Genomic DNA, 17,289 nt, shown 5'->3' with positions numbered 1-17,289 from the left:
CGATGGTGTTGGACATCGCCTCAACAATCCCGCTGCATCAAAACCGATCCCGCCTCGGCCGGTCGGCCGGCAGAATTCAAACCGAAGGAGACTCCTCCATGCAGCGTGTTCGTCCAGGCGGTCCCATCACCGCGATCGTTTATTCAAATGGCTCGGAGTTCGAGGCATTCCTGCGGGATATGACTGCCATCATGACCGAGCGGGGCATGCGATTGGCCGGCCTTGTCCAACTGAGCGAAAAGAGGCCCGATCGCGTGAAATGCGACATGCATCTGCGGGACCTTGCTTCAGGCGAGCTCCACGGCATATCCGACGATCGGGGGCCGCATGCCCGAGGCTGTGTTTTGAATACCGACCGGCTGCTCCGCGCCTGCGAAGTCGCCGGAGCCGGGTTGTCCAGCAAGACCGATCTTCTGGTTCTCTGCAAATTCGGAAAGACCGAGGTCGAAGGCGGTGGCTTCAGGCCCCTGATCGCGAGGGCGCTCGAACTCTCCGTACCCGTGCTGATCGGCGTACCCGTCATCAATCTCGCACCGTTCCGCGAATTTGCGGCCGACCTCGCCCGGGAAATCGAACTGTCTCATCTGTCGTCCGATTATGTTGCGGCCCTAGAGCATGTCCTCGATCATAGCGCGATCGTAGGTGGTCCCTATCAATCCCCGGCTGGGAGCATGGCCGGTGCCCAGGTGGCATGAAATCATTGTGCGTTCCGTCATTGGCGGTGTGGCCGCGGGCGCTTGGGCGGCGATTGTCAGTCTAATGGGCTGCCCGTCAGTTTTGACTTCTCTGGCGGCGATTTTGATAGTGTTCAGCGTTTCAGGCGATTTCGGCTGAAGTAGATGTTCTACTGGCCCGCGGGATTGGCTGGGACAATTGGCGACGCAATCATTGCAGACGGCTGCGCGGGCTACAGGAGGAACTGGCGCCTGTCGTCAATGTTCATTGGGTATTTCTCCCTGTTGCCGGGTCGGCATTCGATTTCCAACTGCCAGGACATCAATCCGCGACGTTATGGGGTCATGAAAGCAGGCGGGTAGCCTGCGAGCCGATACACCAACAAAATCAATAGTTTTTCAACTGTGCGAAGGCCGGGAAGCATTGCTAAGCCGATGTTGGCACCGCGAATTCGCTGGCGAGTTCGACGGCGCGGCCTTCACGGGCCGATTGCTGGGCGGCGAGACCTGTCACGACGGCCCACCAGCCGTCTTGCAAGGTGACTTCGACGCTGCCTTGCCCGCGCACAGCGGCGACAAAGCAGGCGTGCTCGAAATAGGTCGAGCCGTTGTGGTCGCCTGCGGCAAGCAGCCAGGGGTCGACCGGGGTCTCCACCAGGCGCGGCCCCGGCGGGTTGCGAGGGCTGACGATCAGCTCCGGCACGGGCGCGGCACCCAGATGCGGCGGCCAGAAGCGGCCCGGTCCGGGCACCCGGCATTCGATCTTGCCGCTGCCGCCGACGGCGCGGAGTTCCTCCTGGTAGCGGCTGCCTTCGGCAAACATGCACAATTCCAGCATGGCGCGCGCCCCGCTTGCGAAATCGACCAGCACATAGCCATGGTCGAGAATATCCGGCGTCTCGTCACCATAGCGTTCGTCGAGATGGTTTATGGCCTGTCCCGCGCTTGCCATCACGCGGATCGGGTCGGATTTGAGGATCAGCCGCATCAGGTCGAAGAAGTGACAGCACTTCTCGACGAAGGTGCCGCCGGTGTTGCGATTGAAACGGTTCCAATCGCCGACCTTGGTCAGGAAAGGAAAACGGTGCTCGCTAATGGTCAGCATGCGAATGCCGCCGGTGACTGCTTCGGCCTGTTCGACGAAGGCGGCAACGGGCGGCATATAGCGGTACTCCATCGCCACCCACACCAGCGGAAGACGACTGCCCAGTGTTTCGATCCGCTTTGCGTCGACGGCGTCGGTAAAGAGCGGCTTTTCCACCAGGACCGGTAGCGGGCGGCGCGCGGCGATCTCTTCCAGCTGAGCGAGGTGGCAATGATTGGGGCTGGCGATCAGAATGCAGTCGACCTCGTCCATCGCCAAAAGGTCGGCGACCGACGCCGCCGCCCGGGCACCCGGCGCCATCGCCAGCGACGCGGTCAGCATACCGGGGTCCGGCTCGAAGATGGAGGCTACGTGCGCGTCGGGCAACAGTGCGATGTTGCGGATGTGCTCCTGGCCCATCATGCCGCAGCCGATGATGCCGTAAGCGATGGATGATCTGTTCACGCGGGCTGTCCTTCCGGCTATCTGAAACGGGTCACGTAGCGCGCCACGCCAGGGTCGAACCAGGTGCGGGAATATTCCACGCTGGCTCCGTCGCCGGCCCAGGCGATGCGTTCGATGAACCCCACGACTGTCCCCGGCTGCGGCTTGAACTCTGCCGGAGCCCAGTCGGGCGCCGGTGCGACTGCGATGCTATCTTCGGCGCGAACGACCGAGAAGCCGAGCGCCAGCCGGTAGTGGAGGTAGAGCGATTCAGAGAGGTCCTCGCGCTCGAGCCGCTCGGCGCGGCTGGCGTCGAGCCAGATTTCCTCGACCGCGGCCGGCTCGCCGTCGAGCCGCCGCAGCCGGCGGATGCGGTGCGCTTTGGCCGCGCTGCCGAATTGCGGCAGGTCGGCCGGCTTGGGCAGCCGCTCGACCGAAAGGATGTCTGCGGTCGGCAGTCCGCCGCCACCGATGCGTTCCAGACGAAAGAAGGCGTAGACCCCGAGCAGATCGCCGCGCGCCCGCACGTAGTTGCCCGATCCCTGGATGCGGTCGAGCAGGCCCTTTTCGGTCAGATCGGCAAGCGCGCGCCTGAGCGTGCCGACGGCGATGCCGAGCCTTGCGGCCATCTCGCGCTCGGGCGACAGCCGCGCCCCGTCGGCCAGCCGTCCAGCGGCGATTTCGCGGATCAGCATTTCGCTGATCTGCAGATGGACGGGGAGAGGCCCGCGCATCTGGCTGGAGCGGTGGCCGGGGTCGGCTCTTGTCAATTGCATGAGCTTTCCAACTGCATTCGCGGCTCTCGGCAGCAAATTGATACAGTATTGATCTACATCAAAACGGATGCTACGCAAGCCCCATTCGCAGCGTCCGGGACCGATGATGAAGGTATTCAAAGGGCGGCCATGACTATTGTCCCGATCACATCGCCGGATCTCGACGCAGCCGAAGTCGCCTGGTTCGCCGCGCTTTGCTCGGACGACTACCGCTATCTCGGCGTGGCTGACGGCGCGCTGCGCTCAAGCTGGGCGCACTGCTCGGAAATCGTGAAGGCGTCCGAGGAGATTGGGTTCCGCAACATCCTTTGCCCATCGTCCTATCAGGTCGGGCAAGACACGCTGAGTTTCGTCGCCGGCTGCGCGCCGATAACCTCGAAGATCAACCTGCTCGCGGCCGTGCGCTGCGGCGAGATGCAGCCGATCATGCTGGCGCGCACGATCGCGACGCTCGACCATATGCTGGAAGGCCGGCTGACCGTGAACATTATCTCGTCGGACTTTCCGGGCGAGACGGCCGGCAGCGCCTGGCGCTACCAGCGCTCGCGCGAGGTGGTGCAGATCCTGCGCCAGGCCTGGACGCGCGACACGATCGACTTCGAGGGCGAGGTCTACCGGTTCAAGGGCATGTCGACCGCGCCGGCAAAGCCCTATCAGCAGAACGGCGGGCCGCTGCTCTATTTCGGCGGCTATTCGCCCGAAGCGCTCGAGCTTTGCGCCGAACAGTGCGACGTCTATCTGATGTGGCCGGAAACCAAGGAGGAACTCGCAGGCCGCATGAGAGCCGTGCATGAGCGCGCCGCGCGCCATGGCCGCACGCTCGACTACGGCCTGCGTGTCCACATGATCGTGCGCGACACCGAGGCCGAGGCCAGGGACTATGCTCGCGAGCTGGTTTCGAAGCTGGACGACGAGCAGGGCAGGGCGATCCGCGAGCGGGCGCTCGACGCCCGATCGCTTGGCGTATCGCACCAGGCCAAGAACCGCGAGATCGCCGATGCGCAAGGCTATATCGAGCCGCATCTGTGGACGGGCATCGGGCGCGCCCGCTCCGGCTGCGGCGCAGCACTGGTGGGCTCCGCCGACCAGGTCCTGTCCGAGATCGAGGCCTATATGAAGATGGGCATCCGCGCCTTCATCTTTTCCGGTTATCCGCATCTCGACGAGGCGCGCCATTTCGGCACCAAGGTGCTGCCCGGCCTCAGGACCTGTTCGTTGCCGCACGCCTATGGACGGGTGCCGGACGCGGTCCCGGCGACGCCATTGGGAGCAGGGGAGCGCCGTTGATGGAGCATTTCGTGTGCGATCCTCGCCTGTTGCGCAGCGCGTTCGGGCGCTTCGCCACCGGTGTGACGGTCGTCACCACCGGCATTGCCGGCAATCCGGTCGCCATCACCGCCAACAGCTTTTCCTCTGTCTCGCTCGACCCGCCGCTGGTGTTGTGGTCGATCGGCCGCCATTCGCGCCGGTTCGATGCCTTCGCCAATGCGGCGCACTATGCCGTCCATGTGCTGGCGGAAGATCAGATCGATCTGTGCTGGCGGTTTTCGAAGTCGGGGACCGACTTTGCCGGTCTGGATCTGTCCTGGAACGAGCACGGCGTGCCGCTGCTGCCGCGGGCGCTGGCGCGGTTCGAGTGCAGCGTCGCCGACCGTTTCCCGGCCGGAGATCACATGATCCTGCTTGGGCGCGTCCTCGAGCTGGAGACGCAAGACGGGCCGCCGCTGCTGTTTGCTGGAGGCAAGTCCCGTGCCGGGCCTTCCTCTCAGGGCGCAGGCTGATGATGCCCGGCGCCGGCCCTGGCTGGTGCGGTGGAGCGGCGCTCCACGATATGGCACGCAAGCTCGACCCGGCGCGGCGGCAAGCCCGATTGGGCCATGTCGTCGAGCAGCAGGCTGAGCGCTGCCGATCCTATCTCGCGCATGGGAATATGCATCGCCGTCAGCGGAGGACTGCAGAAAGCCGCCTGCGGCAGGTCGTCCATGCCGACGACGGAGACATCGGCCGGCACCGAATATCCGGCTTCCTGGATGCCGGCAACCGCCCCGAAGGCCAGGCTGTCGCCGGCCGTCAGCACGGCGGAAAAATCAAGGCCGCGCAGGGCGATCCGATCCTTCACGGCCTTGCTCGCAAGCTCCGGCAGCCAGTCCTGAACCTCGACGACGAGATCATCGATGCCGGTCATGCCGCTTGCCGTCAGCGCGTCGCGCCAGCCCTCGTAGCGCCGCTCGATCGTGCGCCTGCCGCGCCGCATCAGGAACAGGATGCGACGATGGCCGAGGCCGACCAGGTGCTGGGCGGCAAGCATGGCGGCGGAGCGGTTGCAGGGCGTCACGCTGGAATGACGCATCGAGGGATCATCACCGTTGACGAGCACGATCGGCTTGGAAAAGCCCGCCGTCAGCGTCAGCACCTCGTCGTCGTCCAGCGTCAGAAAGAGGCAGCCGGCAACGCTGTCGTCGCGCTCGGCTTCGCGCAAAAGGGCGATTTCGTCCTCGGGCGCCGCAACCGGCCGGATCACCAGCTCGACGCCCAGCAGCCGGGCGCGTTCGTTGAGCCCGTCGAGAACGTGGTAGGTGAACTGGCTGCGCGCGCTGTCGACCATGGCCACGCTGCTTGCCGCAAGGATGACCTTGCGGCCGGCAACAGAGGCCGGGATGGCGTAGTTCATCGATTTTGCTGTTTGGATGATCCTGGTGCGGAGTTCATCCTTCACGCCGGCGACGCCGCTCAGCGCACGCGAAGCAGTGCTGACCGACACGCCGCAGCGGGCCGCGATCTCCTCAAGTCGAATGCGGCGGCTGGGACGGCCGCGCTTGCCCTGGACTGTCATGCGCTTTCGGGTCTCTGACAAGGTTTGCTCAAGTCTGCAAAAAATTTTCAGATTGCGCAAGAAAAATGCCTGTGGAACAGTTCTCACCCGAGCGGAAGACCTGGAGGAGTGATGCCGCTGTCGCCCGAACGCCTGAAGTCCGCGCTCGCCAGCCTCGTAGCCGGCATGACCGGCCTGCGCCATGACGGGCGTTTCCACGAGCCGAATCTCGATGGGACGCCAGGCGATTATGTCAGCTTCGACAGCTGGGAATGGCCGCAGGGCGTCGGGCTTTACGGTCTGGTGCGGCTGTGGGCGCAGACCGGCGACGATGGGCTGCTGCGGACGATCGAGGCGTGGTACGACCGGCACTTCGCGGCCGGCTTTCCGGCAATGAACGTCAACACCACCGCGCCCCTATTGGCGCTGAGCGAATTATGGCGCCGCCGGCGCCAGCCGCGCTTCGAACCGGTGCTGCGCGAATGGGCCGAGCGCGTGGTCACCGCCATGCCGCGGACCCCCGAAGGCGGCTTCCAGCACAATGTTTCGGACCGGGTCAATGACGACGAGTTGTGGGACGACACGCTCTTCATGGTAGCGCTGTTTCTCGCCTCCTACGGCGAAGCCTCCGGTCAACGCCGCCTCGTTGAGGAGGCTGAACGGCAGTTCCTCGTCCATGCCCGTTATCTCGCCGATCCGGCATCCGGATTGTGGTTCCACGGCTGGACGTTCGACGGCCGGCACAATTTTGCCCGCGCGCTTTGGGCACGAGGCAACGCCTGGATCACGGTTGGCATCCTCGAGGTGATTGAATTCGCCGAGATCGTGCCTTCGGTGCGGGCCTACCTGCTCGGCGTACTGGAAACGCAGGTCTCGGCCCTTCTGAAGCTGCAGGCAGGTTCGGGTGCGTGGCACACGCTGCTCGACGACCCGACGTCCTACGAAGAGATCTCGGCAACCGCCGGTTTCGGCTACGGCCTGTTGAAAGCCGCGCGGCTCGGGATTGGCTCGACGGAGTGCCGTGCCGCCGGCCTGCGCGCACTGGAAGCAGTGGTGGCCAACATCGACGACAAGGGCGTGGTTGCCAACGTATCCTACGGCACACGCATGGGCCACGACCTGCAGTTCTACCGCGACATCCCGATCCAGCCGACCGGCTACGGACAGGCGCTGGCGATCCTGTGCCTGACCGAAAGCCTGCTGCACCTGCGGTCGAAGGCGGAGGCGGCATGATGCGGACGCTCTATGGCGCCTCGCCGGCCGACATCGCCGGCATGGACACCGGCCGGCTGAGATCGGAGTTCCTGGTCGACGGGCTGTTTCGGCCAGGCGCGATCGAATTCGTCTACACCCATATCGACCGCATGATCATCGGCGGCGCGGTGCCGCTGGCGAACCCGCTGACATTCGGCGACGGCGCTGATGTCGGCACGGAGCGCTTCTTTACGGCGCGCGAGATGGGTATCGCGAATCTCGGCGGCAGCGGCGCTGTCACCATAGACGGCGAGCGGTTCGCCGTCGCCAACCGCGACGTCGTCTATGTCGGGCGCGGCGCGCGCGAGGTGACGCTGGCGAGCGACGATCCGGAGAGGCCGGCGCATTTTTACATGAACTCGGTGCCGGCGGGCGCCGACATTGCCCACCGCCTCATCGCCGGCAGCGAAGCCAAGCCGCTGGTGCTGGGCGAGGAGGCCCGCGCCAACAGGCGCACGCTGCGCATGTACATCCACCCCGAGGTGACGCCGTCATGCCTCCTGCTGATGGGCATCACCGACCTCGCGCCGGGCAGCGTGTGGAACACCATGCCGCCGCACCTGCATGAGCGGCGCATGGAGGCCTACTGCTATTTCGATCTCGCCGCGGAGGATCGTGTGGTCCATCTAATGGGCCGGCCTGACAATACCCGCCATTTGATGGTCGCGGACGGCGACGTCGTGCTGTCGCCGGCATGGTCGATCCATATGGGCGCCGGCACCGGCCCCTATGCCTTCGTCTGGGGCATGACCGGCGAGAACCAGGCCTACACCGATGTCGATCCGGTTGCCGTGAAGGATTTGCGATGAGTGCGGCCGCCCGAAACGACCAAGCCGATTTTGCCCTGCGCCGGACGATCGCCGTGGGACAGCCGATCGTCTACTGGCGGCTCGGCGCCAGCGCCGAGCAGCGCTACGACGTGACGGACCAGCCGATGAAGGGGGAGATGGACCCCTTCTTCTTCCTGACCAAGCACAAGAATTTCATTCCGCACGAATATCCATGCCGCACGCAATTCGCGGCCGAGCGGCGCGGCAAGCGGCCCCAGGTCTTCGCCGAATTCAATGCCGGGCGAACCTGGCTGCCCTTCGCCTCGCCACGCATCGACCTGTCGGGCTTCTGGTTCCGGCCGACCGTGCTTGGAACCTGGGCCGAAACGAGCATCGAAGCAGCTTCGACCGGCGAGGCGCGGCTCCGGTTGCGCACATGCGGCGGCGCCATACTCTTTGCCAATGGCGCTGAAGCCGGCTGGATGGCGCCTTACAGGCGCAATCTGGAGAGCGCGCAGGATTTCCGGGTCGCCCTGAAGGCCGGACGAAACGACATCCGAATCTGGTTCGACGACCTCGCCGAGCGCGACGCCCGCTATTACTTCCAGCTCGACTATCTCGCGGGCCCTGCCGCGTCTGTCGCTCTCCCGATTGAGGTCGAGGCAACCGTCGCCGACGCGATGGAAGCGGCTCTGGGGGACATGCATTTCGAGCGTCCCGCCTACGACCGCGGCGAGGTGGCGCTGGTCACCGGTGTGGCCCTGCCACACGACGCCCGGGTTGCGGTCGAAATCGAGGGTGATTTTATGTCGATCGAGGCGCCGGTCCGCTTCGCCTTCGATCTGTCCAGGGGGCAGACGCGGCTGCCGATCGCCGACACGGAGCAACTGCCCGCCGACTTCCGCCATTTCAAGGTGACGCTGACGGTTGGCGACCATGCGGCGTCGCGCGTTTTCGGCATCGAGATCTGTCATGCGCGGCGTCAGGGCGACGCGCCGGAGGCGCTCGCCGCGCGCATCGACGAGGCGCTCGACGAAGTCGCCACCCACGCCGAGGCCGACACGGTGCGCGCGCTGGCGCGGCTGGCGATCGGTCAGCAGGGTGCCGAGACCGACGCCATGATCTCCGGCGCCCTGCCGGCGATCGAGGATTGCCATGACTGTGCCGACTTCATCCTGGTGCCGCTGCTGTGGTGCCGTGCGATTTATGGCGATCGGCTGGAGGCGAGCCTGCGCGCGCGCATCGACAAGGCCGTCCTCGGCTATCGCTATTGGATGGACGAGCCCGGCAATGACGTGCAGTGGTACTTCTCCGAAAACCACGCGCTGCTTTTCCATACGGCTGCCTATATCGCCGGCGGACTTCTGCCCGAGGCGCGTTTCACCCGGTCGGGCCGCCTTGGCCGCGAACAGTCCGCAGTGGGAGCTGCGCGGGTGCGGGCCTGGCTCGAACATTTCGAGGCATGGGAGATGGCCGAATTCAATTCGGCGCCCTACTTCCCGATCGACCTCAAGGGCCTGTGCGCGCTCTACGCGCAGGCCCCGGACAAGGACATCGCCGAACGCGCCGGCAAGGCGATCATACGCCTGCTGGAAATCGTCGCGCGCTCGGCCCATCACGGCATTCTAACCGGCGCCCAGGGCCGCTCCTATGAGCACACCTTGCGCGCCGCGCGCTCGCTGGAGCTGTCGGGCATCTGCCGCATGGTCTGGGGCAAGGGCAACTACGGCATGCGCTTTCACGCGTTGCCGCAGCTGGCATTGTGCCTTCGCGACCACGGCCTGGCCGTCCCGGACGAGCTCGCCGCGATCGCGTCCCTTGCCGACGACACGGCGTGGGAATGGACCTTCGCGCAGGGACAGGACCGTTTCGCGCGGCTCTACCACCATAAGACGCGCGGCCACGCGATGGGCAGCGCGGCCGGATATCGCTGGAACCAGTGGGGCTACCAGGAGACCGTCATTCACGCCCGGCTGGGCGACAATCCGGATGCGCAGATCTGGATCAACCATCCAGGCGAAGTCCTGCAGTCGGGATATGGCAGACCGTCCTACTGGGGCGGCTCCGGCACCTTGCCGCGGGTTCATCAGTACCGCGATCTCGCCATCGTCAGTTTCGCCTGTTCGGACGAACAGCCGGACTTTACGCACGCCTGGTTCCCGGCAAGCGCCTTCGATGCTGCGCAGCTGGACGGCAATCGGGCATGCGCGCGATCCGGCAATGCCTTCGCAATGCTGAAAACGGACGTGCCGCTCACTGAGGTCAAGGGCGGGCCGACGGCCGGCAACGAGCTGCGGGCGGCGGGACGCAAGGCGACATGGATCGTCCGCCTTGGCGACCGGCCCGGCGACACACTGTCGCTCGATGCCTGGGCGGCCGCCTTCGCGGATCTTTCGGTGCGGCCAGGACCCGACGAAGAGCTGATCGTCGAGGATCCGGAATACGGCACCGTGCGTTTTCTCGCCGACGCAAGGATCGTCGCCGAGGGGCGGACGCTTGATCCGGCCAACTGGACCGTTCGCGGCGAGGCGGCACGCATGAAACGCCGGGAATAGGGAGGAATCGGCCGCGGCCTTCGAGAGGAGATGGCATGCGGCTTAGACGCCTGGGGTGCGCGGCCCCGACAAAAGGAGGAGACGAAGCATGACCAAGACCCGCACTTTGCTGGCCGCGATGTCGGTCAGCCTGCTTGCATCGACCAGCGCGTTCGCTGGCGACGTGCGCATCATGTGGTACTCGGACGGCGTCGAGGGTGATGTCATCCAGGACCTGCTCAACCGCTTCATGAAGGACAATCCCGATATCCACGTCACGCTCGACAACGTCGCCTACAAGGTGATCCAGGAGCAACTGCCCATCCAGCTTGAAGCCGGCCAGGGCCCGGACATCGCCCGTGTCACCAACATCAAGGAACTCGCACAGCACTGGCTGGACCTGCGGCCGCTGCTGGCCGACCCGAAATACTGGGACGACAATTTCGCCGACACGCTGGACTGGATGCGACCTGACGGCTCCAAGGCCATCCCAGGTTTCATGACCCAGCTCACACTCACCGGCGGCTTCGCCAACAAGACGCTGTTCGAACAGGCCGGCGTGGCGCTGCCCGGCGACAAGGCGACCTGGGACGACTGGATCAATGCCGCCGCCCAGGTGGCGAAGAGCCAGCAGCTTCCGGCAGCCTTTGCCATCGATCGATCCGGCCACCGCATTTCCGGTCCGAATGTCTCCTATGGCGCAAATTACATCGGATCAGACGGCAAGCCGGCGAAGGTGGACGACGGCACCAAGGCGTTCGTCGGCAAGCTCGTCGACTGGACTGCAAAGGGCCTGATGCTCAAGGACACCTGGGTCTCGGCGGCTGGTTCGACCTACCGCGCCGCGGCGGACGATTTCATCAACGCCCAGATCCCGTTCTATTATTCCGGCAGCTGGCAGGTCGCCAATCTGTCGACCAAGATCGGCGACAGCTTCGACTGGGTGGCGACCGGCTCGCCCTGCGGTTCGGCCGGCTGCTCGGGCGTGAAAGGCGGCGCTGCGCTGGTCGCCATCAAATACACGAAGAACCCCAAGGACGTCGCCAAGGTCATGGAGTATCTGGCCCGTGAAGACGTCGTGAAGGAGTTCAGCGAACGCACGCTGTTTTTGCCGGCGCACAAGGGTGTCGTCGCCAAAGGCGGACTGAAATGGGTTTCGACCGACAAGAATGTCGGTCCGGCGCTCGACAAATTCGTCAAGGCGGCAGGTGAGGCACTGCCTGCGGCCGATGCCCTGCCGCCATGGAAATGGGCCAATGCCTATTTCGCCGCCCTGGTGACGCGCGTCAGCCAGGTGATGGCCGGCGAGCTTACCCTCGACGATGCCTGGGGCAAGATCGACCAGGATATCGCCGACAAGGTCGCCGAGGCCAAGTGAGCGGCGCCGCGACACTGAAGGAATGGACCGGTGCTGCCCTGGCAGCGCCGGTCGCCTGGCTGGCGTCGATCGTCAACGTGCCGCTCAAGGCCTGGCAGCGGGCCACGGGCACCGGCGGCATGGCCGCCTTCTTCCTTGCCCCGAACATGGCGATCTTCGGCATTTTCGTGCTGGTGCCGCTGGTCATCAACTTCTTCTATTCTGCGACCTCCGGGACGGCGTATTTCCTGCAGGACCGAAGCTATGTGGGGCTGGAGCAATACCGGCGCCTGCTCGACTGCGGCAGTTATCTGGACACCGCCACCTGTCGCGAGGACCTGTTCTGGAAGGCCGTGCACAACACGGGCCTGTTCGTCGTCGTGCAGGTGGCGCTGATGACGGTCGTGTCGATGATTACAGCGCTGATCCTCAACCGCGAGATCGCCGGCCGCAGCTTCTGGCGCGCGGTGTTCTTCTTTCCGGTGCTGCTGTCGCCTGTCGTCACCGGCTTGATCTGGCGCTGGATCCTCCAGCGCCAGGGGCTGCTCAACCTGATCGTCCACGACCTTGGCGGTGAGCCGTACAACTGGCTGACAGACCGTTTCTCGGCCTTTACCGCCGCTGTCAGCGTTTCGGTCTGGGCCCATATGGGCTTCTACACCCTCATCCTGCTTGCCGGGTTGCAGGCGATTCCGCGCGACCTCTACGAAGCGGCCGAGATGGACGGCACCAGGCCGGCGCGGGTGTTCTGGCGCATCACGCTGCCGTTGTTGATGCCGAACCTGCTTGTCGTCATCGTGTTAGCGCTGATCCGCGCCGTGCAGATCTTCGACGAGGTCTATGTGCTGACGGGAGGCGGGCCTGGAACCTCGACCCTCTATGTCACGCAGTACATCTACGAGATCGGCTTCGCTTCGCTGCTGCGCAATCCGGGACTGGCTTCGGCAGCCTCCATCCTGATGGGGCTGGTGCTCGTCGTGCTGACCCTGCTTCAGCTGCAGGTCGGGCGTCGGGGCGAACGCAAAGGGCAGCGCGAATGAGCGGCGTCGTGACATTCCTGACCCGCAGGCGCGGCGGCCGTGGCTGGCACTGGACGGATGTTGTGAGCTGGCTGTGGCTCTTCGGCGGTCTCGTCATCATGTTCGGCCCGGCCGTCTGGCTGGTGGGTTCCTCGTTCAAGACGCCGGCGCAGCTCGCCGTGTTCCCGCCCACTATCCTGCCCTATGTCAGCCAACAGGCGGCGGTCGAAGGCTACGACAAGCCATTGACCCTCTACAGGGTGAAGCTGCCGGACGGGTCGACCAAGGTGCTGGCCGAGGCGCGCCGCGTCGGCATCGTGGCGCAGATGGTGGACCCTCAGGCGCCGAACGACATTGTCAAGATCAATATCGCCAACCGGCAGCCGGTGCGTGAGATCGGCTTCGCCACGGAAAACTACACCGAGCCATTCGTCCATTTCGACTTCCTGCGCTATTTGCGCAATTCGGTGTTTGTGACCGTTATGGCGACGCTGATCACGCTGCTCACCAATTCCATGGCCGCCTTCGCGCTGTCGAAATACAAGTTCCGCGGCCGCGACCTCACCATGCTCTTGATCGTCGGCACGCTGATGGTGCCGCTGTCGGTCATCCTGGTGCCGCTCTACTCGGTAGTGGGCGCCGTCGGGCTGCTCGACTCGCTCTGGGGCGTCATCCTGCCGACCGTCGCGACGCCGACCGGCGTGTTCCTGCTGCGCCAGTACATGCTGACGATCCCGGATGAACTGCTCGACGCGGCGCGCATGGACAACGCTTCCGAATGGCAGATCTACTGGCGCATCGTGTTGCCGCTTGCTGCGCCGGCGCTCGCCGTGCTCGCGATCTTCTCGGTCGTCTGGCGCTGGAACGATTTCCTGTGGCCCCTGGTGGTGCTGTCGCGCAAGGAGCTCTACACGCTCCAGGTCGGGCTCAACACCTATGCCGGCCAGCTCAATGTGCAGTGGCACTACATCCTGGCGATGACAGTGGTGACGATGATCCCCGTCGTCCTCGTCTTCGTCTTCCTGCAGCGCTACATCACCTCCGGCATTGCCGGCACCGGGCTGAAGTGAGGCGACCATGGGCCGGATAAATCTGACCAACATCGATCGTGCCTACGGCAGGATGAAGATTCTGCACGACATCAATCTCGACGTCGGCGACGGCGAGATGCTGGTGCTTGTCGGCCCGTCGGGTTGCGGCAAGTCCACGCTGCTGCGGCTGATTGCCGGACTCGACCGGCCGACCGCCGGCAGGATCGAGATCGATGGCGCCGACGTCACCGATGTTTCTGCCGCGCAGCGCGGCCTGGCGATGGTGTTCCAATCCTATGCGCTGTATCCGCATATGAGCGTGCGCCAGAACCTCGCCTTCGGGCTCGAGAACATCCGCATGCCGAAAGGCGAGATCGACGCGCGCATCGCCGAAGCGGCGCGCATGCTGGAAATCGCGGCCTATCTCGATCGCCGGCCCGGCCAGCTTTCCGGCGGCCAGAAGCAGCGTGTTGCGATCGGCCGTGCTGTGGTGCGCAATCCGACGGCCTTTCTGCTCGACGAACCGCTGTCCAATCTCGACGCCGAACTGCGCATCTCGACGCGTGCCGAACTGGCGGCGCTGCACAAGCGCCTTGCGACCACGATGATCTATGTCACCCACGATCAGGTCGAAGCGATGACGCTGGCCGACCGCATCGTGGTGATGCGGGCTGGACGGATCGAGCAGGTCGGCCGGCCGCTCGATCTCTACAACGCGCCGGCCAACCTTTTCGTGGCGGGCTTCATCGGCGCGCCGCGCATGAATCTTCTCCCGGTCAAGGTGCGGTCCGCCAGCGGCGGTGAAGTGCATGTCGAAGGTCCGGGCGAGCTCTCGGCGGCGATCGCCGCCGATGGCTCCACGCTAAGGCCGGGAGACGACGCCACGCTCGGCATCCGGCCCCATGACATCGAACTTTCCGACGGCGGCAAGGGGTCGGTTGAAGCGCAAGTCACGCTTGCCGAGGCACTGGGGCCGGAAACCGTGGTCCACGCCACGATCGCCGGCGACAACCGGCTGGTCGCCGTGCTCAAGAGCCAAGGCATCGAGACGCACGGCCGACCGATCAGCCTGGCCCTGCCGCCGAAGCGGATGCATCTGTTCGATTCGGCCGGACTGCGCGTGGCCTCGCGTTGACCGGCGGCCCGTGTTGATCGGTGACAAGGTCAGGGCGCAAGAAGTCCCGTGTCGCATCCGCTCGAGCTGCATCACGACGAGGGAGGAGCCTGGCCACGGTGCCAGCGTGCGGCTCAGCTGACGACCGATCGACCGCCTGAGGCCTATCGGATCGGCGTCTCGCCGCGAAATAGCGGCTGGTGCGCCCGCATCAAGGCGGCAATCCGGTCCGCGACTTTTCGTACCGGCGGAGAATGGCGTTCCTCGTGATGAGTAACGACCCATTGGTCGGTTTCGAGTTCGGGGATAGGCTGAGCGACGCGAACCAGCCGCGGATCGCTGTCACCGACAAAGCACGGAAAGATCGAAAGGCCAGCGCCGGCGGCCACCAGTTCGCGCACCGAATGGATGTTGTTACCACGCACGGCGATGCGGTCGCCATGATGGGCTTGCAGCCAGCGTGCCGAGGCGATGTTTGCCCCTTCGCCCGTGACGCCGACGAACAACCCGGCGGCGATGCCGTTGATCAGCCTGCGTCCAGAATAGATGGCGTAGGCGACCTTGCCGCTCTGACGGCCGGCCAGCCACTGCTCGGTCGGGCGCTCGCTGCGGATGCCGATGTCGGCGGCACGGCGACCGATGTCCACCCGGTCGGTGGTGGTGACGAGCTCCACCCTTATGCCGTCATCGACCGTCCAGATCTCGCCGATGTGGGTGGAAACGAACGCCGAGGTCCATGGCCCGGCCGAGACGCGGACAATGCGGTCGGGCAAGTTTCCTTCGCGCCAGCGGGTCAGCGACTGCATCGCTGCTTCGACGTCTTCAGCGCGCCGCAGCAGTTCTTCACCCACCGTGGTCAGCCGGTAGCCGGTCTGCCGACGCACGAACAGCGGTTCGCCAATCTGCTTTTCGAGCGCGGTGACGTGTCGTCCAAGGGTGGCTGCGCTGAGGCCTGTGGTTCTCGTCGCTGCGCTCAATCCACCCAGCCGCGCGACATCGAGAAACAGCTTCAGATCGTCCCAGCCGATATCCATTTTGCAGAAATGAAAAGCTCCTTGCGACCGTAGCTGTAGCGCCAAGGGGTATCACGCGCAAGTATGCAGGCATTGGAAGCGTTGGACAATCCCGCTTGCCGGGATAGTGACAAGCTTCCCTGCTGGCCAAGAAGCCAGCACAGTCTTTTCGATCGCGGGTGCGCTTGCACGGATGCTTTGCGCGTTCGAGCAACCCAAGCGCGAGCACTCTGCGCGCCAAAGGAGATGATCATGTTGTACGAACTTCGACACCGTTTCGCCCGCTGGGTTGCCTATCGCCAGACGCTTGCGAGCTTGAGGCAGGTCTCGGACAGCACCTTGGAGGATGCTGGCATTTCTCGCGAAGAGATCCGCGAGCGTGCCCGCCACGCCAGCCTGCGTCATTGAGATCACGGAGGCTGGCATGCAGATGAAACTTTGGGATGGTCGCTCGGTACCACGCATCGGGATCGGCACCTGGGCGGCGGGTGGCGCCGCGCGCTGGCGTGACACGGCGACCTTCTATGGCGAGGTCGACGACGTCAGGTCGCAAGCTGCGCTGGCCATGGCCTATGACATCGGCGCGCGGGTGTTCGACACGCTGCCGCCTATGGCGCTGGCAATGCCGAGTTGATCCTCGGGCGGGCGTTGAAGGGCAAGGACGAAGCCGTCGTCGTCACCAAGGTCGGCTATTTCGGCGATCCCGAAACGCGCAAGATCGCTCCCGAGGATGCCTCGGCTGCCGCGATCCGGGCATCGATCGACAACTCGCGCCGGCGCCTGCAGCGCGATTGCATCGACGTCGCGCTGCTGCATATCAACGAGTATCCGATCGAGCGAGCCGGCGAGGTGTTCGAAACGCTCGGCCTGCTGCAGCAAGAGGGCAAGATCGGCGGCTTCGGCTGGAGCACCGATCATCCTGAACGGCTCGCTGCCTACGCGCCGCGCGTGGGTTTCGTCGCCGTTGAGAACGACTTCAATGTGTTCACCCCGGCCAACGCGTTGATGGCCGTCGCGGCGCGCGAGAACCTCGTTTCGATCAGCCGGCTGCCGCTGGCAATGGGGCTGCTCACCGGCAAATACACGCCGGCCATGAAGGTGCCCGCCAATGACGTGCGTGGTGGGAATGCCGAATGGATGGTGTTTTTCAGGGATGGCGCCGCCAACCCTCACTATCTGTCAAGGCTCGCGGCAATCCGCGACCTGCTCACCTCGGGCGGACGCACGCTTGCGCAGGGCGCGCTCGGCTGGATCCTCGCCAAGTCGGCGATCGCCTTGCCGGTCCCCGGCTTCACGCGGCCCGAGCAGGTCGAGGACAATCTCGGTGCGCTGGAAAAAGGACCGCTGCCGGCAGCGGTGATGGCTGAGATCGACGGCGTGCTGACTATTGCCGAAACCGGCTAATGC

General features: G+C 64.9%; 17 protein-coding genes. 13 read left to right on the top strand and 4 right to left on the bottom strand.

Features of this window, described 5'->3' with window-relative positions; genetic code table 11:
- Window positions 1-2 precede the first annotated feature (2 nt).
- Entirely contained in the window at window positions 3-695 is a 693-nt protein-coding gene (locus tag EN853_RS18540; RefSeq protein ID WP_210234801.1) for a DUF2478 domain-containing protein, read from the top strand.
- 406 nt (window positions 696-1,101) lie between these two features.
- Here the strand turns inward: EN853_RS18540 and EN853_RS18535 are convergent, their stop codons facing one another.
- Together EN853_RS18535 and EN853_RS18530 are read right to left on the bottom strand one after the other, a co-directional pair.
- Window positions 1,102-2,223, bottom strand: a complete 1,122-nt coding sequence (locus EN853_RS18535; protein ID WP_281061502.1) for a Gfo/Idh/MocA family oxidoreductase — start codon at window positions 2,221-2,223, stop codon at window positions 1,102-1,104.
- Window positions 2,224-2,240: 17 nt separating this feature from the next.
- Complete coding sequence (locus EN853_RS18530) at window positions 2,241-2,978, bottom strand: GntR family transcriptional regulator (RefSeq protein WP_245517086.1); 738 nt, start codon at window positions 2,976-2,978, stop codon at window positions 2,241-2,243.
- A gap of 129 nt (window positions 2,979-3,107) precedes the next feature.
- On the opposite strand from EN853_RS18530, the gene EN853_RS18525 reads away from it, so the two are divergent.
- Both EN853_RS18525 and EN853_RS18520 read left to right on the top strand, forming a co-directional pair.
- Window positions 3,108-4,265: an LLM class flavin-dependent oxidoreductase gene (locus EN853_RS18525; protein WP_127860949.1), complete on the top strand. Its 1,158-nt coding sequence runs from the start codon at window positions 3,108-3,110 to the stop codon at window positions 4,263-4,265.
- The gene (locus EN853_RS18520) at window positions 4,265-4,759 is read left to right on the top strand and encodes a flavin reductase family protein (RefSeq protein ID WP_127860950.1); all 495 of its coding nucleotides are present in this window, start codon (window positions 4,265-4,267) and stop codon (window positions 4,757-4,759) included. Before EN853_RS18525 ends, EN853_RS18520 begins: the two co-directional genes overlap by 1 nt.
- Here EN853_RS18520 and EN853_RS18515 read toward each other — a convergent pair.
- Window positions 4,744-5,811 (bottom strand): LacI family DNA-binding transcriptional regulator, encoded by a 1,068-nt coding sequence (locus tag EN853_RS18515; protein ID WP_127860951.1) that lies wholly within the window; start codon window positions 5,809-5,811, stop codon window positions 4,744-4,746. The genes EN853_RS18520 and EN853_RS18515 overlap by 16 nt on opposite strands.
- 111 nt (window positions 5,812-5,922) lie before the next feature.
- On the opposite strand from EN853_RS18515, the gene EN853_RS18510 reads away from it, so the two are divergent.
- The 7 genes from EN853_RS18510 to ugpC all read left to right on the top strand — a co-directional run bounded on the left by EN853_RS18510 (window position 5,923) and on the right by ugpC (window position 14,890).
- A complete protein-coding gene (locus tag EN853_RS18510) occupies window positions 5,923-7,023 on the top strand; it encodes a glycoside hydrolase family 88 protein (RefSeq protein WP_127860952.1) in 1,101 nt (366 codons plus the stop codon).
- Window positions 7,020-7,853 (top strand): 5-dehydro-4-deoxy-D-glucuronate isomerase, encoded by an 834-nt coding sequence (gene kduI / locus EN853_RS18505; protein ID WP_127860953.1) that lies wholly within the window; start codon window positions 7,020-7,022, stop codon window positions 7,851-7,853. The genes EN853_RS18510 and kduI overlap by 4 nt, the downstream gene beginning before the upstream one ends.
- Entirely contained in the window at window positions 7,850-10,369 is a 2,520-nt protein-coding gene (locus tag EN853_RS18500; RefSeq protein ID WP_245517088.1) for a hypothetical protein, read from the top strand. Before kduI ends, EN853_RS18500 begins: the two co-directional genes overlap by 4 nt.
- An 88-nt stretch (window positions 10,370-10,457) precedes the next feature.
- Window positions 10,458-11,726, top strand: a complete 1,269-nt coding sequence (locus tag EN853_RS18495; protein WP_127860954.1) for an ABC transporter substrate-binding protein — start codon at window positions 10,458-10,460, stop codon at window positions 11,724-11,726.
- Between the two features lie 14 nt (window positions 11,727-11,740).
- The gene (locus EN853_RS18490; RefSeq protein ID WP_245517096.1) at window positions 11,741-12,745 is read left to right on the top strand and encodes a sugar ABC transporter permease; all 1,005 of its coding nucleotides are present in this window, start codon (window positions 11,741-11,743) and stop codon (window positions 12,743-12,745) included.
- Window positions 12,742-13,794: a carbohydrate ABC transporter permease gene (locus tag EN853_RS18485; RefSeq protein WP_127860955.1), complete on the top strand. Its 1,053-nt coding sequence runs from the start codon at window positions 12,742-12,744 to the stop codon at window positions 13,792-13,794. Before EN853_RS18490 ends, EN853_RS18485 begins: the two co-directional genes overlap by 4 nt.
- Before the next feature lie 7 nt (window positions 13,795-13,801).
- Window positions 13,802-14,890, top strand: coding sequence for a sn-glycerol-3-phosphate ABC transporter ATP-binding protein UgpC (gene ugpC, locus EN853_RS18480; protein ID WP_127860956.1), 1,089 nt, complete (start codon window positions 13,802-13,804; stop codon window positions 14,888-14,890).
- A 143-nt stretch (window positions 14,891-15,033) separates the two neighbouring features.
- On the opposite strand, the gene EN853_RS18475 is transcribed toward ugpC, so the two are convergent.
- Window positions 15,034-15,903, bottom strand: a complete 870-nt coding sequence (locus tag EN853_RS18475) for a LysR family transcriptional regulator (protein WP_127860957.1) — start codon at window positions 15,901-15,903, stop codon at window positions 15,034-15,036.
- 231 nt (window positions 15,904-16,134) lie between these two features.
- Between EN853_RS18475 and EN853_RS18470 the strand changes: the two genes are divergently transcribed.
- Genes EN853_RS18470 through EN853_RS18465 form a run of 3 tightly spaced genes read left to right on the top strand, consistent with a single transcriptional unit; the run spans window position 16,135 to window position 17,286 of the window.
- Window positions 16,135-16,290 (top strand): DUF1127 domain-containing protein, encoded by a 156-nt coding sequence (locus tag EN853_RS18470; RefSeq protein WP_127860958.1) that lies wholly within the window; start codon window positions 16,135-16,137, stop codon window positions 16,288-16,290.
- 16 nt (window positions 16,291-16,306) lie between these two features.
- Window positions 16,307-16,516 (top strand): hypothetical protein, encoded by a 210-nt coding sequence (locus EN853_RS35300; protein ID WP_348631584.1) that lies wholly within the window; start codon window positions 16,307-16,309, stop codon window positions 16,514-16,516.
- Window positions 16,513-17,286 (top strand): aldo/keto reductase, encoded by a 774-nt coding sequence (locus EN853_RS18465; protein ID WP_348631583.1) that lies wholly within the window; start codon window positions 16,513-16,515, stop codon window positions 17,284-17,286. Before EN853_RS35300 ends, EN853_RS18465 begins: the two co-directional genes overlap by 4 nt.
- Window positions 17,287-17,289 lie beyond the last annotated feature (3 nt).

It is taken from the genome of Mesorhizobium sp. M1C.F.Ca.ET.210.01.1.1 (assembly GCF_004791585.1).
Classification (GTDB): domain Bacteria; phylum Pseudomonadota; class Alphaproteobacteria; order Rhizobiales; family Rhizobiaceae; genus Mesorhizobium.
The sequence above is the reverse complement of the archived record's forward strand: the minus strand, read 5'-3'. Positions and strand labels throughout refer to the sequence as shown.